Below are 24174 nucleotides of genomic sequence, written 5' to 3' on the forward strand. Positions count from 1 at the left end.
TTTTGAATTTTGCTAATATTTAAGTTTAATATTAAAGAGATTAGATGTATTATATAATTTTTATGAAAAAAATTCAAGAAAAGGATTTAAATCAATATTTTCTCAAACCGTTATACTGAAAAACATTTTTTGTTGAAAATATTAAAAAAACTGTATATAATATTATAAAGAATTAACAAGGAGTAAATATGAAAAAAAGAAAAGAAGAAATTCCAGTTTGTGACTCAAAAACTATTCACAACGAAACTATACAAAGAGTAAAAAAAAATTTTCAAAAAGAAGAAATAATAATTGATACCGCAGAGTTTTTCAAAGTCTTAGGAGATGCCACAAGAATGAAAATATTAAGTGCGCTATTTCAAGAAGAGATGTGCGTATGTGACATCGCAAATTTACTAAACATGACGCAGTCCGCAATTTCACATCAGCTGCGAGTTCTAAAACAGACAAGGCTTGTAAAATACAGAAAAGAAGGAAAAGTAGTGTACTATTCTCTGGAAGACGAACATGTAAAGCATATTGTTGACGAAGCAATTTCACATATTTCAGAAAAAAAATAAACTTGAAATCATTTTAAATATGTGCTAATATTAATTATAAAAAAAGAAAGGAAATAAAAAATATGACAGAATACAAAAATAAAGTTACATTTTTAAAAAATCCAGTTACATTGGTTGGAAATGAAGTAAAAGTAGGAGATATTGCACCTGACTTTACTGTTTTATCTCCAGATTTAAAAGAAGTGAAATTAAGCGACTACCGTGGAAAAGTTGTTGTAATTGCAGTATTTCCATCAGTTGATACGGGAGTTTGCGCATTACAATTGACAAGATTTAACAAGGAAGCTACTAATTTTAGTGATGATGTGCAATTACTTTCTATCTCAGTTGACTTGCCTTTTGCGCTTGGAAGATATTGCGCTGACAAAGGCATTAAAAACGCTCTAACTACTTCGGACCACAGAGATTTAGATTTTGGTCACAAATATGGATTTGTAATAAAAGAATTGCGATTACTTGCAAGAGGTGTTGTTATTGTTGATAAAGATGGAATTATCAAATATGTTGAATATGTTCCTGAAATTAGTGAACATCCAAACTATGAAAAAGCTCTTGAAATAATAAAAGAATTAGTTTAAAAAATTTAAATTTTAAATATAAATACCTCCTTTTTGTGATAAAAAAGAAGGTATTTTTTTTTTTTTGTAAATTAATTTTTAAAATTTTTGTAATAAAAAAATGTTTCCCTAAAAGGGAAACATTTTAAAACTATCTTAATGATTTTAATAATTCAAAATTTTCGATAATTTTTTGTTGATTAGCGATTTCTTTGTCTAATTGGTTGCTTAAAGCTCTATATTCAGCTGCTTTTTCTTTAAATTCTTTTCCGAAAATACTTGTTTGAGCTGAAGCTTCAATTGTGCTAATTCTTTCGTTAATTGTATTTTGAATTTTTTGGTATTCTTCTAATTTTTGTTGTGCTGCATTTGCTTTAGCTTCTTCTTGAGCAAATTTTTGATCTTCCATATTTTGTAAGTTGCTCAATTGTTTTTCTAAGTTGCTTAAGCTGCTTTCAATTGAGTTTGTAGTACCTTTTTTAACAGTTGCACCAAATGACATACTACTAATTGCTAATACTCCTAATAAAATTGCTAATTTTTTTTTCATATTATTCTTCTCCTTTTAATTGTTCTAATGCTTGATAATTTTCAACTACATTTGATAATCTTTTGATTTCAGAATCTAATGCTTTAACAACATTTCTATATTCTTTTACGATTCCAGCATATTGTTCTTTAAACATTTTAGAATTTGCTGCATTTTCAATTTTTGAGATTTTATCTTCAATTTGAGCTTTCAATGCTTGTTTTTCTTCAAGTTGTTTAGCTGCATTTTCTGCGTTAGCTTTAATTTTTCCAAATTCTTGATTTTCCATATCTACTAATCTTGCATATTCAGCTTCTAATTGATTAAATCTACCAACTACTGATTGTGCTTGTGTTGTTTTTGTTACTGCTGCTTTTTTTCCAGGTTTTGTTTTTGCAGTTTGCGCATTAGCAGAAAATGACATCATACTTAAAACTACAAACAAAATTCCAACTTTTTTCATTTTTGCCTCCTAAAAAATTTTTCTTTATTTTCTATTATTATATATTATTTCTCAATTAATGTCAATTTTTATTTAAAAAAAATAATTTAACTAAGTTTGAACTACCTTCTCTTTTTTTTTAAAAAGAAAAACTTTTGAAAATACTTACTTTTTTAAGTCAATATTTCTGTCAAATTTTTGAGTAGTCCCAAACTTAGTTTGTAAGAAATTATATTAATTATTTTTTATTAATTTTATAAATTGCAATTATTTTAATCTAATGTTATAGAATGCTTTTTTACCTTCGTAAATAGCTTCATCTGCTAAATCATCTTCGATTCTTAATAATTGGTTATATTTAGCCATTCTATCTGTTCTTGAAGCAGATCCTGTTTTAATTTGTCCTGCATTTGTAGCAACTGCGATATCAGCAATTGTATCATCTTCAGTTTCTCCTGATCTGTGAGATACTACTGCAGTGTATCCTGCTTTTTTAGCCATTTCGATAGCGTCTAATGTTTCAGTTAAAGTACCAATTTGGTTTACTTTAATTAAGATTGAGTTTGCGATTCCTCTTTCAATTCCTTCAGCTAATCTCTTAGTGTTAGTAACGAATAAGTCGTCTCCTACTAATTGTACTTTATCTCCAATAGCGTCAGTTAATTTTTTAAATCCATCCCAGTCATCTTCAGCTAATCCATCTTCAATTGAAACGATTGGATATTTAGAAGTTAAATGTTTGTACCATTCAATCATTTCATCAGAGTTTCTTACAACTCCACCTTCTCTTTTGAATGTATAAGTGTAAGATCCGTCAGCATTTTGAGTAGCAAATTCAGATGAAGCGGCATCCATTGCGAATGTAACATCTTCTCCTAATTTGTATCCAGCAGCTTCAACAGCTTGAGAAATTACATCTAAAGCTCCTTCAGTACCGTTAATGTTAGATGGTGCGTATCCACCTTCGTTTCCTACGTTAGTAGAATCTCCATTTGCTTTTAAGATTTTTCCTAAGTGGTGGAAAATTTCAGATCCCATTCTTAAAGCTTCTTTGTAAGTTTTAGCTCCTACTGGTTGTACCATGAATTCTTGAACGTCAACAGCTGAATCTGCGTGAGATCCTCCATTTAAGATGTTCATCATAGGTACTGGTAATTCTTTAGCATTTACTCCACCTAAGTATCTGTATAAAGGTATACCTAATTGGTTAGCTGCTGCTTTAGCTACTGCCAATGAAACACCTAAAATAGCATTTGCTCCTAATTTACCTTTGTTTGGAGTTCCGTCTAATTCGATCATAGCTTTATCAATTGCAACTTGATCTAATGCGTCAAATCCGATTAAGTGTTCAGCAATAATTTTGTTTACATTTTCTACTGCTTTTAAAACACCTTGTCCTAAATATCTAGATTTGTCTCCATCTCTTAATTCAACTGCTTCGTGCACTCCAGTAGATGCTCCTGATGGTACAGATGCTCTTCCCATTGCTCCACCTTCTAAGAATACTTCAACTTCTACAGTTGGGTTTCCTCTTGAATCAAGTATCTCTCTTGCATAGATATCTTCAATTCTAGTCATTTCTAATTACCTCCATATATTTTATTGTTTAACTTTCCAAACTTATTATACCATATTGTTCACTTATTTTCAAAAAAAATTTTTAATTATTTAATATTTAAAAAAAAACTATCTTAAAAAGTGTATCCTTTAAGATAGTTCTTAATAATCATGTAAAACATTACCGATTAATCTCTAATAGTTGCTAATAATTCTCCTAAAACTTCAACTGCTTGATCAGCATCAGGACCTTCTGCGTAAACAGTAACTTCAGAACCATTTTTAATTCCAATAGATAATAATTTTAATAATGATTTTCCGTTAACTTTTTTCCCGTCGTGTTCTACTTGAACTGAACTTTCAAATTCTTTTGCTTTTGCAACAAATACACCACCTGGTCTTGTATGTAGTCCTGTAGGGTTTGTCATAGTAACTGTTTTACTTGCCATTTATTTATTCCTCCTAATAATGTTATTCTTACTATAATTTTACAACAGTTTTCTTCATTTGTCAAATATAATATTGCTATATTTTAAAATTTTCAAATAAAAATTTTATTATTAATTTAATTCTATTATTTACAGTGTATTTTATTTTAAATTTATATCTATATCTATTTGTTCTATTTTATTAAAAAAGAAATAAAAATTTTTATTAGATTATAGATTATATATTTCTCAAAATCACTTCTACAATATCTTTTGCTCTCAATTTATAATTATCAAGCATCGTTTCCCCGTCAGCACTTTGTCCAAATACATCTTGAATTCCGTGTTTGATGACTTTTGTTGGATAATTTTCTGATAAAAATTCTGACACAGCACTTCCAAGTCCTCCGATTACTGAATGTTCTTCACTTGTTACGACAAATTTACATTCTTTCGCAGCTTTTAAGATTGTTTCTTCATCCAGCGGCTTGATTGTTGAAACATTGATTACTCTTGCTTTAATTCCTTGTTCTGCCAACTGTTTTGCAGCTTCAGTTGCTTCGTAAACCATTAATCCAGTTGCTAAAATTGCTACATCATTTCCTTCTGTAAGTGTTTTTGCTTTTCCAATTTCAAATTTGTAATTATCATCAAATAACACAGGGATATTTAATCTTCCTAATCTTATATAAACAGGCCCTTCATATTCTGCGGCTGCAAAAATCATTTGTTCAGTTTCCACTGCGTCTGCTGGACATAAAACTGTCATTCCTGGAACGACACGCATTAGAGCGATATCTTCTACTGATTGATGTGAAGCACCGTCCTCTCCTAATGAAACTCCTGCATGAGTGGGACAAATTTTTACATTTAATTTAGGATAAGCCACGCTATTTCTAATTTGGTCGTATGCTCTTCCTGCTCCAAAAAGTGCGAATGTTGAAGCAAAAGGTATTTTTCCAGTTGTTGCAAGTCCAGCTGCAGTTCCTATCATATCAGCTTCTGCAATTCCTACATTTATGTGTCTATTTGGAAACTCTTTTTTAAAAAATGCTGTCATTGTCGATTTTGACAAATCTGCCTCCAACACTACTACATTTTCATTTTCTTTTCCTAATTTTACCAAAGCTTCTCCATAAGCCTGTCTAGTTGATTTTTTTTCCATTATTTATCCCTCCTATTTTAATTCTTCCATTGCTTGTTTGTATTCTTCGTCATTTGGAGCAGCTCCGTGGAATCCTGCGTTATTTTCCATAAATGAAACTCCTTTACCTTTTATGGTATTTGCAACAATTAAAGTTGGTTTTCCTTTTACAGTTTTAGCGCAATTCAATGCCTTAATAATTTGTTCGTAGTCGTGTCCGTCAATTTCAATTACATTCCAGTTAAATGCTTCAAATTTTGCTCCAACTGGTGCAACATTCATTACATCGGCTACATTTCCATCAATTTGTAAATTATTGTGGTCAACAATTGCAACTAAATTGTCCAATTTATAGTGAGCGGCTGTCATCGCAGCTTCCCAAATTTGACCTTCTTGCAATTCTCCATCTCCTAAAATAGTGTAAACTCTATAATCTTTTTTGTAAATTTTTGCGCTTAGTGCCATTCCGTTTGCAGCTGATAGACCTTGTCCTAATGAACCTGTAGACATTTCAACTCCTGGTAATTTTTTCATATCTGGATGTCCTTGAAGTGGTGATTGCCATCTTCTAAGAGTTGGGATTAATTCTTTACTAGCATATCCTTTTTGAATTAATGCCGCATAAAGAGCAGGTGCAGCGTGTCCTTTACTTAAAACAAATCTATCTCTATCTTCCATTTTAGGATTTTTTGGATCAACATTCATTTCACTCCAATAAAGTACTGTTAAGATTTCCACAATTGAAAGAGAGCCACCTGGGTGTCCAGATTTTGCTCTATAAATCATTTCAACAATGTCTTTTCTCAAATTTTTTGCTATTTCTTGAAATTCTTTAATTTCCATAAAAACCTCCATAATTTTTTAATCTTCTTTATTTAAATTGTAAAAAAATAATGATATTAAAAATAATACTAGCGCCACTACTAGCGATGCTTTTACACCAAATGAAGTTGCACCCTTTAACTGACCAGTATTTCCAAATGTCAATACAACTGCCTGAATTACTTGCTGTACAAGAAATGCCAATTTTAAGAACATTCCTTGTATTCCAAACATAAATCCTTCTAAACTTGTATTTTTAATTTTTGAAACTTTTACAGAAAGTTCGCTTAACATCGCTTGTGGAAAAATAAAAGCCGCTCCACTCAGTCCCATTCCACAAATTACAAAAAATAAGTAGGCAAAACTGTATGAATTTTCATTTATGAAAATTAAACCGATTGTTCCAATAATTAAAAGTATCATATCTAATATCAATATTTTTTTATACGAATATTTTTTCCCTAATTTATTTGTTACAGGGAAAAATAGTCCTGCCACTCCAAACAAAATAAGTGTCGTCACAGTTAAATAACTCATTTCCCGTTTCATAACAAGAGAAATATAATAATTCATAACTCCACGCAAAATATTAAATCCTGAAAAGAAAAAGAAATATCCTAAAAAGTATAAAATTATCTCTTTTTCATTCATTTTTTTTAACGAATCAAAAAATCCAGTAGATTTTTTATGTTTAACTTCATTATTTTTTGAAAACTTTTTTTCATTCAATAAAAATACACACGCATAAACTCCAATTACAGCCAAAATAGAAATTATAATAACTGTCGCTCTAATCCCAGTTTCAGTATTTGTTCCACCTAGTTTGGAAATTAAAATTCCTGGCAGAATCATTGCTATTCCAGTAAATATAAGTCTGAAAGTTGATTGAGAAGTCGATAAATTAAGTCTTTCATTCTTATTGGACGCTAAATCAGGAATTAACGCGTTATACGGCGCCGCAACTAAAGTGTAGGCAGTAAAATAAAGTCCCCCAACTACTGATAAAAATATCAATGTAGCAATTTCAGAACTTTTAGGCGGGAAAAAATACATAATTGTAAAAATACCAAGTGGTAAACCACCTAACATCATAAAAATTGACCTTTTCCCATATTTTGATTTAGAATTGTCAGATAAATATCCCACAACAGGATCTGTTATTGCATCAATAATTCTTGCAATAATAAATGCTATTATTAGCGACTTTGATGTCAAAAGCGGTGTTAAACTCTTGTCGTTTGACGGTGGCAGATAATAATATTGTAGCCATTGGTTATAAATTTGGTCTATCATAAAATATGATACACCAAGTCCGTATATAAAATAATGTCTTTTTTGCAGTTTAAAATTCATAAACCGTTTCCTTTCTTATCTTAAAATTCTCATTCTTAACTGGATTTTTTATCTTTTTAATTTTTTAAAAATTCTCCTACAGTTTTTGTATATTCGGCAGTGCATTCAGGTTCTGCATAAATTCTTGTGTGAGCACCTTTTTCAAAAACTTTTAGTTGTATTTTTTCGAAATTTGCAAGTTTGTTGTACTCTTCCATAAGCATTCCGTAAGTAGTCGCTTTATCGTTTTTTGACTGAATTATAAGTGTCGGTATTCTTTTCAATAAATATGAAAGTCTTAAATTTTCAAGATGATTTCCGACTCTTAAATTAAAAATTCTTATAACTATGCTCACAATAAATTTTGGAACTCTTCTTTTTTTAGCATCCGATTTTATTCTTTTTTTCACATTGGAAATAGTACTGTCCAAAATCATTTTTTCTATGACAATTCCTTTTTTTCTAAGTGCTGACTGATAATATTTGGAAACAATCGCTGAACCCATTCCACCTTGCGAAAATCCATATAAAATAAAATTTTTCTTAGAATATTTTTCAGAAAGCATTTCCATTGTATGAAAAATATCTTGTGCAAAATTATAGCCCATTTTTGTCCTTGCCACATCAGACATTCCTGAGTTTCTCAAGTCTGGAATAAAAAAATTATATTTTTTATCTAGTCCTGTATCTTTAAATATTTGTAAATACTGAATTGAAGAAAGTCTATTAACTCCTCTTCCATGAGAAATTATTACAGTTTTTTCTGCTCCTTTATTTTCTATGTACCAGCCATACAACTGAATTTTCCCTGATTTATAGCCAACTTCTTCGTAGTTAAATCCATAGTCCATTGGATTTGCTTTATTTTCTATATTATATTTTTGTCTTAACTTTTTACTGTCGTAAACTTCTTCAAAAGTGACTCTTGGATATTTTTCAATTTGGTTTATAAAATATCTAAGCGATACATACGCAACCAAAAACAAAAATATCAAAAACAACACATTTATCGCTATTAATACTTCTATTGCCATTTTTATCCTTTCTATTTTTTTATTTTTATTATTTAATTTATTTTTTTAATTCATTTATTTTTTTTATTTAGTTTTATAAAAAAAATTTTTTTTATAAACAATTGGATTCAATTTTTCTTTTTTCTCCAAAAATAATTCTTTTAACAGAAATCCATTTTTTTCAATTTTTATTTTTTTTAAAAAATTTTCTTGAATTTTAAAATTTTTTATAATTTCTTTTTTTCCTATATTTTTATTTTCTGAATTTTTTAAATTTTTTGAATTTTCCATATTTCCATTATTTTCAAAAAAGTTTCCAAATTTTTCAATATCCTTCCAATTTACAAAAATATTTTTTTTCTCAAAACCATTTTTCCCCTCGATATCTTCAAAATTATTATTTTCTCGAATTTTTTTCAAATATTCCTGTCCCTTTTTATCAAATCCCAAAATTCTGACATAATTTATCTCAAAATCCATCATTCCAGCCTTTATGTTTAACAAAATATTTAAAATAATCCGCTCCACACGCCTGTTTGATAAGTTTCTTGACTTCGTATTTTCCAAAAATTCCCTATAATTTTTTGAAATTTCCGCTCCCTTATATATTCTAGCCTGAACCTCCCACGACTAAAGTCGCAGGGTTCTAAAATCTTTAAAAGTATTTAAAAATTTTCTAAGAAGTTTGATAGCTTTACACTACCCTTATTCTTTTAGGTGTGTTCAGTTCACCTCTATTGTATAGGACGCTTAAGTCCACAACTTTACTTTTTCTTAATATATTTAATGCTCCATTACAATCCGCATTTATGAGTTTACCTGTGCTTGTTTGATATAGTCCTCTTTTTATTCTTTTTCCACTGAATATATATTCTTTTTGATTTTCTTTATCATATATTGGAATTTCATCTCCATCAAAGAAACTTGCTTTTGATGTATAACTTTCTTCTTGCAGTTTAAATTTTATTCCATATAGTTTACATAGATATATTATTTTATTTCTTAATTTTCCATATGGTATATTTACAAAGTTCTGATTATTTATGCTTCCAATATTTGATTTTCTTTGAAAATCTTCATTATATCCTAGAACTATTCTTCCTATATCATTATTAAGACAATAATTTATAATTATTCTTGCTGCTTTTGAAAGATAATCATTTATGCGATTATTTCTCCTTCTAGCTATTCTCTTTTGCCTTAATGTTATATGCTCTATCTTTTGCTTATCTTTAATGCTTTGCAATTTTGCATTTGTCTTGTTATAGTATTGATTAATAGATTTTAATTTTCTGCCGTCTATTAGGAATGAAGCTCCGTTATTTGTAACACAAGTACATAGATTGTCTATACCTAAATCTATTCCTAGTCCATTTTCTTTGTTTAATTCCCTTTGAACTTCCTCTACTTCATAAGTATATTGAATTTCAAAGTACCTAGAATGTTGTTTTGGTATTATTCTAATCTCTTTTATTTTCTTGCCTTTTAATACTGGTGGCAGCTTAATTTTAACTTCCTGATGAGTTTTCTTAAACGAATTTGAATAAGGAACTATCAGCATATCATCTTTTAATCTTACAAAACCTATAACAAGAGTTGTAAAACCATCTTTAGCAAGATATTTAGGTAATTTTATATCTTTAAAATTATATTGACCATTCTTAGCAAGTTTTAAAAGTCCAAAAAATGATTTGAAACTTCCGTCTACTTCTTTTAGAATTTGTTGAGCCATATTAGAATTTAACTTCTTAATAGTTCTCACTGTTTTTAAGCATTTTATAGTTTTCATTATAACTTAAATACTTTTTCTTATTAAAATAGTATTGTCTAATATTATATATAGCTTCATTAGTTAAGTTCTTGGCTATATGAGATAAATATTTTAAATTTCTAAACTCCTTTTTACTAAGATGTTTTACCTGTTGTTTTAAAGTTAAATACATAGATATCACCTCCTTTTCATCAGAGATATTATACCATGTATTCTACATTTTATCTGTCAAAAAAGTAATATTTTTTAAATGTTTTTAAAGTTTTTAAAACCCCACAACAGTGGGAAGCGTCGTTCACACAAGTGCGCTACTACTTATGCAGTTCTCTTGGCATATATACTCCTTAATAAATTAAGGAGATTAGCCTTGAACTTCTTGTTATCTCTAACAAGCACAGACTATATCTTATCCTTATCCTATTTCAAGGACTTAGGCGAAACCACTTCCAATACCAATCGCTTGTATTGTACTCCCCTCACGAGGGATAGTCGTTGAACTTTCCTTTTCAGGCTTAGCTGCTGATTGTCTATTATCATAATGTTTAGGATTTAACCTTGCACCATCTAGTATATTTTTTCTGCTTTCGCTACCTTCACACTTATACCATATTTGAACGAAGGTATTATGTTGTGGTCATACTAGCTTTAAGAGTTCCCAGCAATTCAGTTTCTTTGTTGCACAGTTCTTTCTGTGTCTACATACAAGTTTCCCTATATGCTTACTAAAATTTTTGTGCAATTCATCTCACGACTAAAGTTGCGAGTGTTCTTGCGCTATTTAATAAATTTCACAATTAATGTCATAAATTTCCATTATTTTTTCTTTTTTTTCAGTCAAAATCTTATATTTTACGATTTTAAAGATTTCTTCCTTTAGTTTTTGAAAATTAATTCCATTTTTTATTTTAAATTCTAAATTTTCAAGAATTATTTCAAAAGATTTTTCTGGCACAAATTTCTGAATTTTTTCCAGCTTTTCCAAAATAAGTTTTTTTGATTTTAAATTTTTATCGCCACAAAATTCTTCCAAAATTTTTTCCAGTTCATTCCGTAAAAACGAAGCACTGGCAAACTCCTCCCTCTCTTTTTCAACTTTTTCTTCATTATATTCTGAAATTTCCCTTTTTACAATAAACGGCTTTATTCCAAGATTACTTTTCTCAATCTCACGCATATATTCCAAAGCCAAAATATTATTCGACTTCACAATTCCATCCAACTCATATTCCTTCAATGCTAATCTTTGAGAAGTGCTATAACTATTGCCTTTTTTCATATATCCCATAAGTTTGTCCTTGTAATCCTGCCTTTTCTGCAAATCAAGCACCTTTTGCAAAACCTCAATATTTTCCTCCTCTGCTCCAAAAACCTGAATATCCATTCCCAAATAATCCAAAATTCGTGTCGCCATCTTTGAAAAAATCTCAGCATTTTGAATCGAATAGTAAAGTGGAAGTTCTGCAACTAAATTAACACCACACTCTAAATTAACCTGCGTTTTTTCCCATTTATCCAAAAACGAAATTTCTCCCCGCTGAACAAAATCCCCACTTCCTACAACAGCAATAAAGACATCTTTACCAAATATTTCCCTAATTTTCCTGATTTGATACAAATGACCATTGTGAAATGGATTATATTCAGCAACAATTCCTATTTTTAACAATTTTTTCTCCTAAAAACTTTTCTTATTGTTACACATATTATATCATATATCCAACTAATTTTTATAAGTTTTTTTAATTTCTTTAAAAAATTTCTCAAAATTTTTTATTTAAATTGATGAATGCTTTTAAATATTGAAAATATTTTAAAAAGATAGCTAAAAGCAAATTTTTATTAGCGGCTTAAATATTTTACTCAAAGCTGAATATTGAAAAATTATTGTATAAATCAATGTTATTGTGGTATAATATATTAATGTTGAAAATATTATTTGAAATAATGGAGTAAAAAAATATGATAAAGTTAGTTTTGTTAGATGTCGATGGAACTCTTACAGATGGCGGAGTCTATCATGGAAATGATGGAAATGTAACAAAAAAATTTAATGTAAAAGACGGCTACATCATTGCCAATGCTAGAAAAGTAGGAATTGACTTTGGCATTGTTACTGGAGGAAACGGAAAGCTTTTGGAATATCGTGCAAAAAAATTGAAAATGAAATATTTATTTTGTGAAGTCGAAAAAAAAGAAGATGTACTTACAAAATTGATGGAAGAAACTGGATTAAAAATGGAAGAAATCGCTTATATGGGTGATGATTTGAACGATATAAACATAATAAAAAAAGTTGGTTTTTCAGGAGCTCCAGCGGATGCTGTGGATGAAGTTTTGGAAATAGTTGACTTTGTTTGTGCTAAAAAAGGTGGAAATGGCGCTGTTAGAGAATTTGTTGAAACTATTTTGAAAAAAGAAAACTTATATGAAAAATTTTTAGAAATATGTTTAATTTAAAATAAAAAATAAAAAAATTATTTTAGGAGGGAAAAATGGCAATTAAATATTTGGACGCCAAAAGACTGAAAATGTTATTTATTGGCGGAGGGAAATGGGTAATAAAACATGAAGAGCTATTAAATGAGTTAAATGTTTATCCAGTTCCAGACGGAGATACAGGAAGCAATATGGCAATGACTCTAAATTCTATGATAACTGATTTGGAGCAAAAAACAAGTGAAAAGATAACTATGCAAGAATTTACTGATACAGTTGAAGAAGCAGTTCTAATGGGAGCTAGAGGAAATTCTGGAACAATTTTGTCACAAGTGATAACAGGATTTCTTCGTGGAATTGGAGAAAAGAAAAAATTATTTCCAAAAGATGTCGCAAATGCATTGGTAAAATCCAAAGAAACTGCTTATAACGCAGTTGGAGAGCCGATGGAAGGAACAATTCTTACCGTTATAAGAAAAATTTCTGAAAAAGCATTGGAATGTGCGGAAAAAACGGAAGATTTGGTTGTATTTTTAAAAGAAATTGTTGAAACTGGAAACAAAGCAGTGGAAGAAACTCCTGAACTTTTGCCAAAATTGAAGGAAGCTGGAGTTGTAGATGCTGGTGGAAAAGGACTTTTCTTTTTATTTGAAGGATTTTACAAAGTTACGACTGAATTAAATTTATTGGTTGAGTTACAAAAAGCGCAAGTTAAGGAAAATGAATTTGACAAAACGATAGCAAATATTGACCATGATCCAGAAAGCATACACTTTCAATATTGTACAGAATTTATAATTTTAAATGGAAATTTTGATACGGAAGAATATAAAAAAAGGATATTAGAATTAGGAGATTCTGCGGTTTTTGCTCAAACTTCTAAAAAGTTTAAGACACATATTCATACAAATCATCCAGGAAAAGCTTTTGAAATAGCGTTGGAATATGGTCCGCTTGAAAAAATGAAAGTTGAAAATATGAGATTGCAGCACGACAATTTACAAATTTTTAGTGAAAAAGATGAAGCCAAAATATTTGAAAATCCAAAAGTTGATAAAACTAAAAATGCTTTTGTGATTTTGGCGGATACAGAAAATTTGAAAGAAGAATTTTTGAAACTGGGAGCTGATGTTGTAATACTTGGTGGACAAAGTAAAAATCCAAGCGTTCAAGAAATATTAAATGCAATTGAAAAAATAAAAAAACAAAATATCTATATTTTGCCAAATAATAAAAATGTAATTACAACGGCAAAATTGGCAGCTGAAAAATCTAAAAAGACAGTTATTGTTCAAGAAACTAAAACAATGCTTGAAGGATATTATTACTTAAAAAACAAAGAAGATGGAGTTTCTGAAATAAAAAAATCCGCTAAAAGAAATGCTTCGATTGAAATTACAAAAGCTGTGAGAGATACGAAAATTGAAAATTTAATGATTGCAAAAGACGATTTTATTGGACTTGTAAATGGGAAAATAAAATATTCTAAAAAAACACTTGATGAGCTTGTAACTCAAATGCTTGACGAATTAGTTACCGAAAATACGATTACGGCGACAGTTGTAGTTGGAAACCAAAAAGATGAAGCTTCTAAAAAGAGCATTGACACTAAATTAAAAAATGTGAAAACGGTTACTATTGAAGGAAATCAAAATAATTATTTTTATTATATTTATTTAGAAAACAAAGATCCAAATATGCCTGAAATAGCAATTTTGACTGATTCAATTTCAGATTTGACAAAAGAAGATATAGAAGAGTTGCCAATAAAAATAGTTCCATTAAAAATTGACATTAATGGTAATCTTTTAAAAGATGGAGTTGAAATTACAACTTCGGAATTTTGGCACGAAATGATGGGGAAAAATGCGAATATAAAAACTTCACAGCCATCACCGCAAGAATTTTTAAACGCTTATAACAGACTTTTTGAAAAAGGTTATAAAAAAATAATTTCGATTCATGCCTCTTCAAAATTGAGTGGAACAATTCAAGCGGCTAAAGTTGCGAGAAGTCTTACAAATAGGGAAAATGACATAGAATTAATAGACAGTTTGGGTGTTTCTCTGTTAGAAGGATTTTTAGTATTAGGAGCTGCTGGGAAAATTATAAGAGGAGAAAGTTTTGTAACTGTTTTAAATTGGGTAAATAACTTTAAAAATAAAGGGAAATTGCTTATGGTAATTCCTGATTTAAAATATTTGGAAAAAGGTGGAAGAATTGGAAAGGCAAGTTCTACAATAGCTGGAGCACTTAACATGAAACCAATTTTAACGATTAGCCAAGGAGAAATTGCAGTTGAGAAAAAAGTTCTGGGAGAAAGAAATGCACAAAAATATATTGAAAAATATATAGAAAGAGAAAGTAAAAAACAAAGCATAATAGTTATGAGCGGTTGGGGTGGAACTCAAACTGAACTAGATAGTGTTATGAAAGTTTATTCGGAAGTTGAAGGAAATCCTAAAATAAGTACACTTATTTTAAATAGAGAAATTGGTGCGGTAATTGGAGCACATGCAGGACCTGTTTATGGAATGTTTGTCTTCCCTAGACTTAGTTAAAACAAAAAAATATTTTTATATTCAAAATATTTTCAAAAAAAACTATGTTAATTTAGAAATAAATATGCTATAATAAGAACATGTAAAATTTTATAAACAAAATTTTTTAAATCTAAATTTCACAAATATTAACAAATTAAAATTTTCAAAATAAAGACTTTTGGAGCTAAAAAGTGATTTTTATAAAAAAGTCAAAATATAACTTCAATTAGATTTTGAGATTTATAAAATACAAAAAAATAAAAAAATAAGGAGGTTTTTATGAAATATCAAAATTTAGTAAATGGGGAATGGGTACATTCAGCAAAAGAAATTACAATTTATTCTCCGATAAACAATGAGGAACTTGGTACAATTCCATCAATGTCCAAGGAAGAAGTAGATATTGCAATGGAAACTGGAAAAAAAGCTTTAGAAAGTTGGAGAAACTTGTCAGCTGTGGAAAGAGCGAGATATTTATACAAAGCGGCGGACATTTTGGAAAGAGATAAAGAAATAATTGGTGAAATTTTGACAAAAGAAGTTGCAAAAGGGTATAAGTCAGCAGTTGGAGAAGTTGTGAGAACGGCTGATTTGATTAGATATTCTGCTGAAGAAGGACTTAGAACAGTTGGAGAAATAATCGAAGGTGGAAGTTTTGAAGCGGCTAGTAACAGAAAAGTTGCAATGGTAAGAAGAGAACCTGTGGGACTTGTACTTGCAATTGCGCCATTTAATTATCCAGTAAATTTATCGGCTTCAAAAATAGCACCAGCTTTAATTGGAGGAAATGTCGTATTGTTTAAACCGCCAACACAAGGAGCAATAAGTGGACTTATGTTAGCAAAGGCGTTTAAAGAAGCTGGACTTCCTGCAGGAGTACTAAATACAATTACAGGTAAAGGTTCTGAAATTGGAGATTATTTGATTGAACATAAAAATGTAGATTTTATCAATTTTACTGGAAGTACTAAAACTGGTAAAAGAATTGGGGAATTAGCTGGAATGAAACCTATTTTACTTGAATTAGGTGGAAAAGACGGAGCTATTGTCGCTGCAGATGCCGATTTGGAAAAAGCCGCAAAAGATATTGTAAGTGGTGCATTCAGTTATTCTGGACAAAGATGTACTGCGATTAAAAGAGTGCTTGTTGTCGAAGAGGTGGCGGACAAATTAGCTTCACTTATTAAAGAAAATGTAAGTAAACTTACAGTTGGAAATCCATTTGATAATGCAGATATAACTCCTTTAATTGATTTAAAAGCGGCAGATTTTATCGAAGGACTTATGGAAGATGCTCTAGCTAAAGGTGCAATTCCGTTAAATCCAGTAAAAATGGAAGAAAATTTGTTGTGGCCAGTTGTTTTTGACAATGTGACACTTGATATGCAAATCGCTTGGGAAGAACCATTTGGACCAGTTTTACCGATAATAAGAGTAAAAAGTTTGGATGAAGCTGTTAAAATTTGTAATGAATCTGAATATGGATTGCAATCTTCAGTATTTACAAAAGATTATCAAAAAGCATTTGATATTGCATCAAGACTTGAAGTTGGAACAGTTCATATAAATAACAAAACTCAAAGAGGACCTGACAATTTCCCATTTTTAGGAATTAAAGGTTCTGGAGTTGGAGTGCAAGGAATTAAATACAGTATTGAAAGCATGACAAAAATAAAATCAATTGTGTTTGATTACTAATTAAAAATAATTTTTATTAATTAGGTCTGACAATTATAGCTTTAGCCATGAGAGAATCAGTAAACTGTTTTGAAATTGTTTAAAACTTTTTTAAAACAGTTTTTTTTTAAAATTTTTTTTATTATCAAAATAAAAAAATAAAAAAATTAATTTCTGTACTTTAAAAAAATATACTAAAATATATTTGAGAATATTAACAAAGTAAAAAGAAAGTAGGGGATTATGTATGAGAATTCAAAATAAAAAAGTAATTTTATTTTTTGGACTGGCAATTTTATTTTGTGGAATTCTGGGAGCAAAAAGTGTTAGTGCTAAAAGAAGAATTGAAGAGATAAGAAAAGAGATAAAAAAAACTGCTGATGGAGAAAAAAATATAATTAAAAAAAATCAAATGATTTATGACAAAAGAAAAGCAATTTATACAAGATCATTTAAATGTGATAAAAAAATATTTGAGTTAGATTATTTGACGCCAAAAGTTGCAAGAATTACAGATATCGCAAAAAAACAGAGTTTCCAGCTGGATAAAAAAGACGATGCATCTGGAGAATATTTTTCTAACGGAGTAATTTCAATTAAAATTTCAAAAGAAAAAGTTATTTTGATAAAAAATGGAAACAAAATGATTTGTCAAGAAATTTTAAATTAAATAAAATTTTAAATTAAAAATAAAAAAATATATAATTATCAAAAAAATTATGGTATAATTTAAATAAAATATTTTAAGATAAAAAAATTAATAAAACTTATAATTTATTTTAAAAATTTCAGAAATTTTCAGAAAAAAAGAATGGAGAAATTATGAAAAATGAAAATTTCACTTGTAAAAATTGTGGCGGAGTGATGAAATATGACCCAAAATCACAAAATTTGAAATGTGAAAATTGTGGAAATGAAGTGGTACTGCCAAAGGATATGTCGTCTAAAAGACACGCTTTAAATGAATATGAACACAATTTAAAAAAAATTCCTGAAGAAAAGACAACAATTATTCAATGTGAGTCTTGTGGTGCGACGATAGAATTAAGTTCGGAAAAAGCTTCGACAAATTGTCCTTATTGTGGATCAAATATCGTTGTGAGTGAGAAAATAATGTCAATTTTGGAGCCAGATGGACTGCGACCTTTTTTAATAGAGCAAAAAGAAGTTAAAATGATTTTTTCAAATTGGATAAAGAAGAGATGGTTTGCACCGAACGCGTTAAAAAATCTTTATCAAACTGGGAAAATAATGGGAATTTATTTACCTTACTGGTCTTTTGACAACGATGCGGACTGTGATTATTTTGCAGAAGGTGGAATTGACAGGACGGAAGAATATGAAGAAGACGGAAAAACTTATACAAGGACAATAACAGATTGGTATCCAGTCAGTGGAAATATACAAAATGAGTTTATTGATGTTGTTGTACCAGGAAGTAGAAGTTTACAGAGAAATTTATTAAATAAATTACCTGAATTTGGTGTTGAAAGCACAATAAAATTTAATTCAGGATATTTAGCGGGATTTAGCTCTGAAGTTTTTAAAGTGCCTATGCGAGATGGATATGAACAAGCAAAAAATGTGATGAGAAATACTTTGGAGAGTTTGGCGAGTAGTGATGTTTTAAGAAATTATGATCATGTTAGAGATATAAGAATGAGAGTGAGATGGTACAACGAATATTACAGACTTTTAATGCTTCCTGTGTATTCGACATCATATTTATACGACAAAAAAACTTATCAAGTCGTAATTAATGGCGAAAATGGAGCAATAACTGGAGAATATCCAAAATCAGTGGTAAAAATAATATTAGCTATTTTGGCAGGAATTATTGTCGCAATAATAATTTATAATTTTTTGAAAAAATAAAAAATAAAAGATAAAAATAAAATAAAACAAAATAAAATAATAAAAAACGGAGGAAATAAAAATGGCAAATATTTTAACAAGATTTAAAGATATAATGGCTGCAAATGTAAATTCAATGCTGGATAAAATGGAAAATCCAGAAAAGATGATTGACCAATATTTGAGAAATATGGAGCGAGATTTGTCGAGTGTAAAAGCTGAAACAGCGGCAGTTATGGCAGTTGAAAGTTCAGCTAAGAGAAAAGTTGAAGAGTGCAAAGAAGAAATTTCAAAAATGGAAAATTATGCTAAAAAGGCGCTAAAAGCTGGAAATGAAAGCGATGCAAGATTATTTTTGCAGAAAAAAGAAACATTGACTACAAAACTTGAAGCACTTGAAAAAGATTGCGAAATAGCGGTGGCAAATTCTACAAAAATGAGAGAAATGCATGATAAATTGGCGGATGATATTCAAAAATTATCAGAAAAAAGAACAGAAATAAAAACAAAATTAAAAATTGCAAAGACAACAGAAAAAGTGAATTCGATGACTTCAGCGTCAGGGCTTAACGGAAATAAATCGGCATTTGAAAGAATGGAAGAAAAAGCGAATAAAATGCTTGATGAGGCAAATGCTAAAGCAGAATTGAATACACCTAAAAAAGATGAAGTTGAAGATTTGATGAAAAAATATGACGATGAAAATTCAGATGAAAATAAAGGATCTTCAGCAATTGACGAAGAATTGGAAAAAATGAAAAAAGAATTGGGATTATAATTTTGAATAATAGTATTATTAATTCTTCAATATTATTTATTTGATTTGTAAGAAGAAATTTTATTTTTAATAAAAAAATTTTATAAAAATTAATTGAATTTTTTAGAAAGGAAATAAAAATGGGACTATTTGGGAAACAATTGGCAAATGTGATAGAGTGGTACGAATATAACGAAGATACACTTTTTTGGAAATGGTCAAACAACGAAATTAAAAAAGGCTCAAAACTTATACTAAAACCTGGGCAAGATGCTATTTTTTTACATAATGGAAAAATTGAAGGGGTTTTTGAAGATGATGGCGAATATGATATTCAATCGGAAATAATACCGTTTTTGTCGACTTTGAAGGGTTTTAAATTTGGGTTTAATTCAGGACTTAGGGCAGAAGTGATATTTGTCAATACAAAAGAAGTTACGATAAAATGGGGAACTAAAAATGCGATAAGTATTCCAGCTGCAGGTCTTCCTGGTGGAATGCCAATAAGAGCTTTTGGAACAATGTCTTGCAAAGTTGACGACAATCAAGTTTTGATTGAAAAAATTGCAGGAATAAAACAGCAATTTGGGATTGAAGATGTGAAAGAGAGAGTTTTGTCGATGTTAGACCAGCTTTTGATGAAGTGGATTGTAAGAGAAGGAAAGGATATGTTCAATCTTCAGGCAAACGCTTCTGAAATAGGTTCTGGAATTCAGACGGACTTAGATTTGGAAATGAGAAAAATCGGACTTGCGATGACAGGTTTTGCGGTTTCAAGTTTTAATTATCCAGAAGAAATTAAAAAGATGCAAGAAAAAGCGGCAGCTCAAAGTATGGTGGGCGATGTGAATAGATATACCCAAATGGCTATGGCTGATTCGATGGCAAATGGAAGTGGAAGCGGTGTCGCAGGAGATATGGCTCAGATGCAAATGGGAATGATGATGGGACAGCAAATGGTCAATCAGATGAATAATAACGGTGTAAATAATCAAAATTCAAATAATAATGTACAACAAGAAAATACTTCAAACGGAACTGTCCCAAAATTTTGTCCAAATTGTGGGACAAAAACAAATGGTGCGAAATTTTGTCCTGAATGTGGAACAAAATTGTTCTAAAATTTTCTAATAAATTTTTTGATTAAAATAAAAAATAAAAAAACTGCATTTTTATCTTATTTTTAAGATTTTTGTGCAGTTTCTTTTATCAAAAAAATTTATTTTTCGTTTAAAACTCTTTTTTCGTGCTCAATATCTTTTGGTCTCATTTTTATGTCGTAATGACTGACAACGCTCTTAAACTTGTCTAAAATTTCTTTTTTATCAGAAATTTTCATATTTGTCATGCTCAAAAGAATGTCTTTTAAAGTTGCATCAAAACTTCGGATTGACTGAGTCAAAAGGAGTTTTTTCTTAAAGTGTGGTTCTTTTTTTATGTCGTCAAAATCAATAAAAACAATTTTTTTAGTCTTTGGGTCAATCATAAAATTATTTAGATTAAAATCTGTATGAAAATAATTTTTTTGTAAAAATGTGTATTCAAATTTATACCATAAGTCAATTGCTTCAAAAAATTTTTGTTTGTCGTTTTCATTTATCAAATATTTTGAATATTCGACAAAATTTCCTGAAAAAGTTTTATCTACATTTTCCGAGCAAACTAAAGTTTTTACCGAAAATGGACTATTTTTTATCTTTTCGTAACTCAAAACTTTCATAAAATTCCAAGTTGGGAAATCTTTTTTCAAATCTTCATATAAATTATAACTATTTTCCCCTTTTTCTTTGGAGAGTTTCAAAAAAATCCGAAGTGCTTTAATTCCTTTATAATTATAAAATTTTTTATAAATATTTTCTTTTTTTAAAAATTCGTGAGTTTTTTCTTCTTTAGTGAAAACTTCTACATCGTTATTTTCCATCATAAATACCCTTTCTTTTTCTGAACCTCTCACGACTGAAGTTGTGAGATTCTTAAGTACTATTTAGTTTCTTTTGAATATCTAGTATTCAACCACTAGCTAATTTCCTTAAGACTTTAATGGACAAGCTCTCCACTAAGAACATTAGCGTCCTGTTGGCTCGGTTCGAAACCAGTTTTATTATACCATATGTATTTAACTATTTCAAATTTTTTCGTTGCCAAAAAATATGTCATTCATCTCATTCCTTGCATCGGGAGTGTTTTGGCATAACTCATAAAAATTTTCAAAAGTTATTATTATAATTCATAAAATAAAATATTTATAAAAAATTCAAATTCTCATAATTTATTCGCTTAATTTCGTATTTTTTAAATAAATATTGTAAAAAAGGTTGAAATATTGACAAATATGTTTTAGAATATATATAAATAAATTTTTAAGGAGGCAAAGAAATGAAAAGTTTAAAAAATGATTTTTCTTTAATGTCAAGTTTGTTAATACCTGTGGCGGTAGCTATTAATTTCACAGGTTCTTTTATTGCAAGTTCTCTAAAATTACCATTATTTTTAGATGCTATTGGGACAGTATTTATCAGTCTTATTGCAGGACCATGGGTGGGGTCGGTAACTGCAGTAATTACGAGTATTGCAACAGGTGGATTTAATCCAGTAAATTTAGCATTTTTACCAGTTGGAATACTTATTGCTGTTGTTATTGGAAATCTTACAAAATTAAAAATAAAAAATATTGTTGTAAAAATTATATTGTTAATATTGGCACTAACTATAACAACTGTTGTTGCAAATACAGTAATTACACTTTTGGTTTATAAAGGAATTACACCAGATGGAACTGGAGTTGTTGCATCAACTTTAATAAAATTAGGATTTGGGGAAGTTTTTTCTGTAATAGCGGCAACTTTTGTGTCAGAGATTATGGACAAGTCATTGACAATAATTATTGCTGTTTTAATTGCAAAAAGCATGTCAGATAGATATTTGATAAAATTCAAATATGGAGAAAATTATATAAAATAAAAATTGTATTTTGAAATAGAGAATTTATCTCTTGAAAAAATTTAATGGGAAAAATGGAGAAAATATGAATAATTTTTTAAAAAATTTATATCCGCTGACAAAGTTTTATTTAGTTTTGACACTAATAATATCAGGATTTATCATTCCTTACACTATTTATGGATATTTACTTTTTGTAATTTGTGGAATATTTGCCTTTTTATATGGAAAATTGGGAATTTATGTTAAAAGAGCCTTTTTAAGCTTATTTTTATTGACTTTAGTAATATTTTTAGCTCAAAGTTTATTATTTGTGTCAGATGAAGTATTTGCAAAAATATGGATTTTTGTAATTTATAAAAAAGGTCTATTGAAAGCAATTGCTGTAACATCAAAATTATGGGCTATTATAACACCGATTACATTACTTATTTTAATAACACCAGCAAAAGATTTTATAACTGCACTGGAAAAAAAAGGAATTAATCCTAAAATGGCATTCATTTTACTTTTGACTTTACAAATGATACCAGAAATGGGAAAACAGGCAAGTGTAATCTTAGATTCACAGCGTTCAAGAGGTGTGGAAACTGAAGGAAATGTTTTCGTTAGATTTAAAGCGCTTTTACCTGTATTTATTCCGCTTGTGCTAGGTTCGATTGTAAATACAGAAGAAAGAGCGATTACGCTGGAAGCGAGAGGTTTTTCAATAGGAGAAAAAAGAACGATATTGGACGAATTAGAAGAGACAAAAAATGACAAAATTATAAAAATGATACTTGTGATTTTTTTAATTTTATGTATTGCTTGGAGGATTTTATGGGTATTGAAATAAAAAATTTTAGTTATAAATATCCGCTGGAAGATAAGAATGTTTTGGAAAATTTGAATTTGAAGATTGAAAAAGGTGAGTTTTGGGCAGTTATTGGGAAAAATGGAAGTGGAAAAACGACACTTTGTAATGCTCTGAGAAGATTTGTGCCAGATTTTTACAAGGGAGAAGTGACTGGAGAAATTGTAGTTGATGGGAAAAATTTGAAAGATTTTAGTCCAAAAGAACTTGTGACAAAAATTGGTTTTGTGTTTCAAAATCCATTTACACAAATTAGCGGAGTAAAAGATACAGTTTTTGAAGAAATTGCTTATGGTTTGGAAAATCTTGCAGTTGAAAAGGAAAAAATAATAAAAAGAGTAAATGAAACATTAAAATTACTTGAGATAGAGCATTTGAAGGATAAAAATCCGCAAGAGATGTCTGGAGGACAAAAACAGCGTGTTGCATTAGCTTCAATCATTGTGATGGATCCTGAAATATTAGTAATTGATGAACCTACTTCACAGCTTGATCCAAAAGGAACGCAGGATATTTTCAAAATAATAAATATTATGGCTAAAAAAGGGAAAACGATAATTTTAGTGGAGCATAAATTGGAATTGATTGCAGAATATGCCGAAAAAATTTTAGTTTTGGATGAAGGAAAAATAATTTTGAGCGGAAAAGCTAGTGAAGTTTTAAATAATAAAAGTTTATTGGAAAAGGGAATTGGAATGACACAGTATTCGATGCTTGCTTATAAACTTGAAAAGGCAGGAAAAGCAAAGTTTGAAGAAATTCCCATAACCAAGGAAAAGACAGTGGAATTATTGAAAAAATAAAGTAATAAAAAATAAAACAGGAATTTATAAATTTCCAAAAGATTTAGATGCAAAAATAGCTATTAATGTTGTGATAGAATATTTGGAGAAAAGAGATTTTATAGAAAAAGTAAATTTTGTATGTTTTGAAAATGAAAATTTTAAGATTTATCAAAA

Annotated in this window: 23 protein-coding genes and 1 pseudogene; 12 read left to right on the plus strand and 12 right to left on the minus strand. The window is 29.1% G+C overall.

Features of this window, described 5'->3' with window-relative positions:
* The first annotated feature begins 188 nt into the window (after positions 1 to 188).
* Together J5A73_RS00485 and tpx are read left to right on the plus strand one after the other, a co-directional pair.
* Positions 189 to 560, plus strand: coding sequence for a metalloregulator ArsR/SmtB family transcription factor (locus tag J5A73_RS00485; protein ID WP_211615667.1), 372 nt, complete (start codon positions 189 to 191; stop codon positions 558 to 560).
* A 62-nt stretch (positions 561 to 622) separates the two neighbouring features.
* A complete protein-coding gene (tpx, locus tag J5A73_RS00490; protein WP_211615669.1) occupies positions 623 to 1138 on the plus strand; it encodes a thiol peroxidase in 516 nt (171 codons plus the stop codon).
* 130 nt (positions 1139 to 1268) lie between these two features.
* On the opposite strand, the gene J5A73_RS00495 is transcribed toward tpx, so the two are convergent.
* From J5A73_RS00495 to J5A73_RS00545, 11 genes and pseudogenes are all read right to left on the minus strand, one after another.
* Positions 1269 to 1667, minus strand: a complete 399-nt coding sequence (locus J5A73_RS00495) for an adhesion protein FadA (RefSeq protein WP_211615671.1) — start codon at positions 1665 to 1667, stop codon at positions 1269 to 1271.
* Between the two features lies 1 nt (position 1668).
* Positions 1669 to 2109: an adhesion protein FadA gene (locus J5A73_RS00500; protein WP_211615673.1), complete on the minus strand. Its 441-nt coding sequence runs from the start codon at positions 2107 to 2109 to the stop codon at positions 1669 to 1671.
* Between the two features lie 246 nt (positions 2110 to 2355).
* Positions 2356 to 3666 carry a phosphopyruvate hydratase gene (eno, locus tag J5A73_RS00505; protein ID WP_211615675.1) on the minus strand — a complete coding sequence of 437 codons (1311 nt, stop codon included), beginning with the start codon at positions 3664 to 3666 and terminating at the stop codon, positions 2356 to 2358.
* Between the two features lie 167 nt (positions 3667 to 3833).
* On the minus strand, positions 3834 to 4094 hold the full coding sequence (locus tag J5A73_RS00510) for an HPr family phosphocarrier protein (protein ID WP_211615677.1): 261 nt from the start codon (positions 4092 to 4094) through the stop codon (positions 3834 to 3836).
* Positions 4095 to 4311: 217 nt separating this feature from the next.
* Complete coding sequence (locus tag J5A73_RS00515) at positions 4312 to 5238, minus strand: transketolase family protein (protein ID WP_211615679.1); 927 nt, start codon at positions 5236 to 5238, stop codon at positions 4312 to 4314.
* 12 nt (positions 5239 to 5250) lie between these two features.
* Positions 5251 to 6060, minus strand: a complete 810-nt coding sequence (locus J5A73_RS00520) for a transketolase (protein WP_211615681.1) — start codon at positions 6058 to 6060, stop codon at positions 5251 to 5253.
* An 18-nt stretch (positions 6061 to 6078) separates the two neighbouring features.
* Positions 6079 to 7392 carry an MFS transporter gene (locus tag J5A73_RS00525; RefSeq protein ID WP_211615683.1) on the minus strand — a complete coding sequence of 438 codons (1314 nt, stop codon included), beginning with the start codon at positions 7390 to 7392 and terminating at the stop codon, positions 6079 to 6081.
* A 56-nt stretch (positions 7393 to 7448) separates the two neighbouring features.
* Positions 7449 to 8405: an alpha/beta hydrolase gene (locus tag J5A73_RS00530; RefSeq protein WP_211615686.1), complete on the minus strand. Its 957-nt coding sequence runs from the start codon at positions 8403 to 8405 to the stop codon at positions 7449 to 7451.
* Between the two features lie 63 nt (positions 8406 to 8468).
* Positions 8469 to 8993: a nucleotidyltransferase family protein gene (locus J5A73_RS00535; protein WP_256438651.1), complete on the minus strand. Its 525-nt coding sequence runs from the start codon at positions 8991 to 8993 to the stop codon at positions 8469 to 8471.
* 85 nt (positions 8994 to 9078) lie between these two features.
* Positions 9079 to 10327: pseudogene (locus J5A73_RS00540) on the minus strand (RNA-guided endonuclease InsQ/TnpB family protein).
* Between the two features lie 606 nt (positions 10328 to 10933).
* Positions 10934 to 11821: a nucleotidyltransferase family protein gene (locus J5A73_RS00545; RefSeq protein WP_249069314.1), complete on the minus strand. Its 888-nt coding sequence runs from the start codon at positions 11819 to 11821 to the stop codon at positions 10934 to 10936.
* Between the two features lie 293 nt (positions 11822 to 12114).
* Here J5A73_RS00545 and J5A73_RS00550 point away from each other — a divergent pair, with 293 nt between their 5' ends.
* The 7 genes from J5A73_RS00550 to J5A73_RS00580 all read left to right on the plus strand — a co-directional run bounded on the left by J5A73_RS00550 (position 12115) and on the right by J5A73_RS00580 (position 20543).
* On the plus strand, positions 12115 to 12612 hold the full coding sequence (locus tag J5A73_RS00550; RefSeq protein ID WP_211615688.1) for an HAD family hydrolase: 498 nt from the start codon (positions 12115 to 12117) through the stop codon (positions 12610 to 12612).
* A 35-nt stretch (positions 12613 to 12647) separates the two neighbouring features.
* Complete coding sequence (locus J5A73_RS00555; protein ID WP_211615690.1) at positions 12648 to 15152, plus strand: DegV family protein; 2505 nt, start codon at positions 12648 to 12650, stop codon at positions 15150 to 15152.
* A gap of 261 nt (positions 15153 to 15413) precedes the next feature.
* On the plus strand, positions 15414 to 16832 hold the full coding sequence (locus tag J5A73_RS00560) for an NADP-dependent glyceraldehyde-3-phosphate dehydrogenase (RefSeq protein WP_211615692.1): 1419 nt from the start codon (positions 15414 to 15416) through the stop codon (positions 16830 to 16832).
* Positions 16833 to 17058: 226 nt separating this feature from the next.
* Positions 17059 to 17481 (plus strand): hypothetical protein, encoded by a 423-nt coding sequence (locus J5A73_RS00565; RefSeq protein ID WP_211615694.1) that lies wholly within the window; start codon positions 17059 to 17061, stop codon positions 17479 to 17481.
* A 152-nt stretch (positions 17482 to 17633) separates the two neighbouring features.
* A complete protein-coding gene (locus J5A73_RS00570) occupies positions 17634 to 18686 on the plus strand; it encodes a hypothetical protein (protein ID WP_211615696.1) in 1053 nt (350 codons plus the stop codon).
* Between the two features lie 61 nt (positions 18687 to 18747).
* Positions 18748 to 19443 carry a PspA/IM30 family protein gene (locus J5A73_RS00575; RefSeq protein ID WP_211615698.1) on the plus strand — a complete coding sequence of 232 codons (696 nt, stop codon included), beginning with the start codon at positions 18748 to 18750 and terminating at the stop codon, positions 19441 to 19443.
* A gap of 119 nt (positions 19444 to 19562) precedes the next feature.
* Entirely contained in the window at positions 19563 to 20543 is a 981-nt protein-coding gene (locus J5A73_RS00580; protein WP_211615700.1) for an SPFH domain-containing protein, read from the plus strand.
* Positions 20544 to 20641: 98 nt separating this feature from the next.
* Here the strand turns inward: J5A73_RS00580 and J5A73_RS00585 are convergent, their stop codons facing one another.
* Positions 20642 to 21346 (minus strand): hypothetical protein, encoded by a 705-nt coding sequence (locus tag J5A73_RS00585; protein WP_211615702.1) that lies wholly within the window; start codon positions 21344 to 21346, stop codon positions 20642 to 20644.
* 452 nt (positions 21347 to 21798) lie between these two features.
* On the opposite strand from J5A73_RS00585, the gene J5A73_RS00590 reads away from it, so the two are divergent.
* From J5A73_RS00590 to J5A73_RS00600, 3 genes are all read left to right on the plus strand, one after another.
* The gene (locus J5A73_RS00590) at positions 21799 to 22383 is read left to right on the plus strand and encodes an ECF transporter S component (RefSeq protein ID WP_211615704.1); all 585 of its coding nucleotides are present in this window, start codon (positions 21799 to 21801) and stop codon (positions 22381 to 22383) included.
* A gap of 64 nt (positions 22384 to 22447) precedes the next feature.
* On the plus strand, positions 22448 to 23197 hold the full coding sequence (locus tag J5A73_RS00595; protein ID WP_211615706.1) for an energy-coupling factor transporter transmembrane component T: 750 nt from the start codon (positions 22448 to 22450) through the stop codon (positions 23195 to 23197).
* Positions 23182 to 24018 carry an energy-coupling factor ABC transporter ATP-binding protein gene (locus J5A73_RS00600; protein ID WP_211615708.1) on the plus strand — a complete coding sequence of 279 codons (837 nt, stop codon included), beginning with the start codon at positions 23182 to 23184 and terminating at the stop codon, positions 24016 to 24018. Before J5A73_RS00595 ends, J5A73_RS00600 begins: the two co-directional genes overlap by 16 nt.
* Positions 24019 to 24174: the final 156 nt, after the last annotated feature.

It is taken from the genome of Leptotrichia sp. oral taxon 218, assembly GCF_018128225.1.
Lineage (GTDB): Bacteria > Fusobacteriota > Fusobacteriia > Fusobacteriales > Leptotrichiaceae > Leptotrichia.

Excerpts from the sequence above, each read along its gene's own strand:
- J5A73_RS00575 (WP_211615698.1), top strand. The coding sequence starts at position 18,748 with ATGGCAAATATTTTAACAAGATTTAAAGATATAATGGCTGCAAATGTA.
- J5A73_RS00495 (WP_211615671.1), bottom strand. The coding sequence starts at position 1,667 with ATGAAAAAAAAATTAGCAATTTTATTAGGAGTATTAGCAATTAGTAGT.
- J5A73_RS00570 (WP_211615696.1), top strand. The coding sequence starts at position 17,634 with ATGAAAAATGAAAATTTCACTTGTAAAAATTGTGGCGGAGTGATGAAA.
- J5A73_RS00565 (WP_211615694.1), top strand. The coding sequence starts at position 17,059 with ATGAGAATTCAAAATAAAAAAGTAATTTTATTTTTTGGACTGGCAATT.
- J5A73_RS00550 (WP_211615688.1), top strand. The coding sequence starts at position 12,115 with ATGATAAAGTTAGTTTTGTTAGATGTCGATGGAACTCTTACAGATGGC.
- J5A73_RS00595 (WP_211615706.1), top strand. The coding sequence starts at position 22,448 with ATGAATAATTTTTTAAAAAATTTATATCCGCTGACAAAGTTTTATTTA.
- J5A73_RS00530 (WP_211615686.1), bottom strand. The coding sequence starts at position 8,405 with ATGGCAATAGAAGTATTAATAGCGATAAATGTGTTGTTTTTGATATTT.
- J5A73_RS00515 (WP_211615679.1), bottom strand. The coding sequence starts at position 5,238 with ATGGAAAAAAAATCAACTAGACAGGCTTATGGAGAAGCTTTGGTAAAA.
- J5A73_RS00520 (WP_211615681.1), bottom strand. The coding sequence starts at position 6,060 with ATGGAAATTAAAGAATTTCAAGAAATAGCAAAAAATTTGAGAAAAGAC.
- J5A73_RS00560 (WP_211615692.1), top strand. The coding sequence starts at position 15,414 with ATGAAATATCAAAATTTAGTAAATGGGGAATGGGTACATTCAGCAAAA.
- J5A73_RS00485 (WP_211615667.1), top strand. The coding sequence starts at position 189 with ATGAAAAAAAGAAAAGAAGAAATTCCAGTTTGTGACTCAAAAACTATT.
- J5A73_RS00525 (WP_211615683.1), bottom strand. The coding sequence starts at position 7,392 with ATGAATTTTAAACTGCAAAAAAGACATTATTTTATATACGGACTTGGT.
- J5A73_RS00555 (WP_211615690.1), top strand. The coding sequence starts at position 12,648 with ATGGCAATTAAATATTTGGACGCCAAAAGACTGAAAATGTTATTTATT.
- J5A73_RS00580 (WP_211615700.1), top strand. The coding sequence starts at position 19,563 with ATGGGACTATTTGGGAAACAATTGGCAAATGTGATAGAGTGGTACGAA.
- J5A73_RS00600 (WP_211615708.1), top strand. The coding sequence starts at position 23,182 with ATGGGTATTGAAATAAAAAATTTTAGTTATAAATATCCGCTGGAAGAT.
- J5A73_RS00590 (WP_211615704.1), top strand. The coding sequence starts at position 21,799 with ATGAAAAGTTTAAAAAATGATTTTTCTTTAATGTCAAGTTTGTTAATA.
- eno (WP_211615675.1), bottom strand. The coding sequence starts at position 3,666 with ATGACTAGAATTGAAGATATCTATGCAAGAGAGATACTTGATTCAAGA.
- J5A73_RS00510 (WP_211615677.1), bottom strand. The coding sequence starts at position 4,094 with ATGGCAAGTAAAACAGTTACTATGACAAACCCTACAGGACTACATACA.
- J5A73_RS00500 (WP_211615673.1), bottom strand. The coding sequence starts at position 2,109 with ATGAAAAAAGTTGGAATTTTGTTTGTAGTTTTAAGTATGATGTCATTT.
- tpx (WP_211615669.1), top strand. The coding sequence starts at position 623 with ATGACAGAATACAAAAATAAAGTTACATTTTTAAAAAATCCAGTTACA.
- J5A73_RS00585 (WP_211615702.1), bottom strand. The coding sequence starts at position 21,346 with ATGATGGAAAATAACGATGTAGAAGTTTTCACTAAAGAAGAAAAAACT.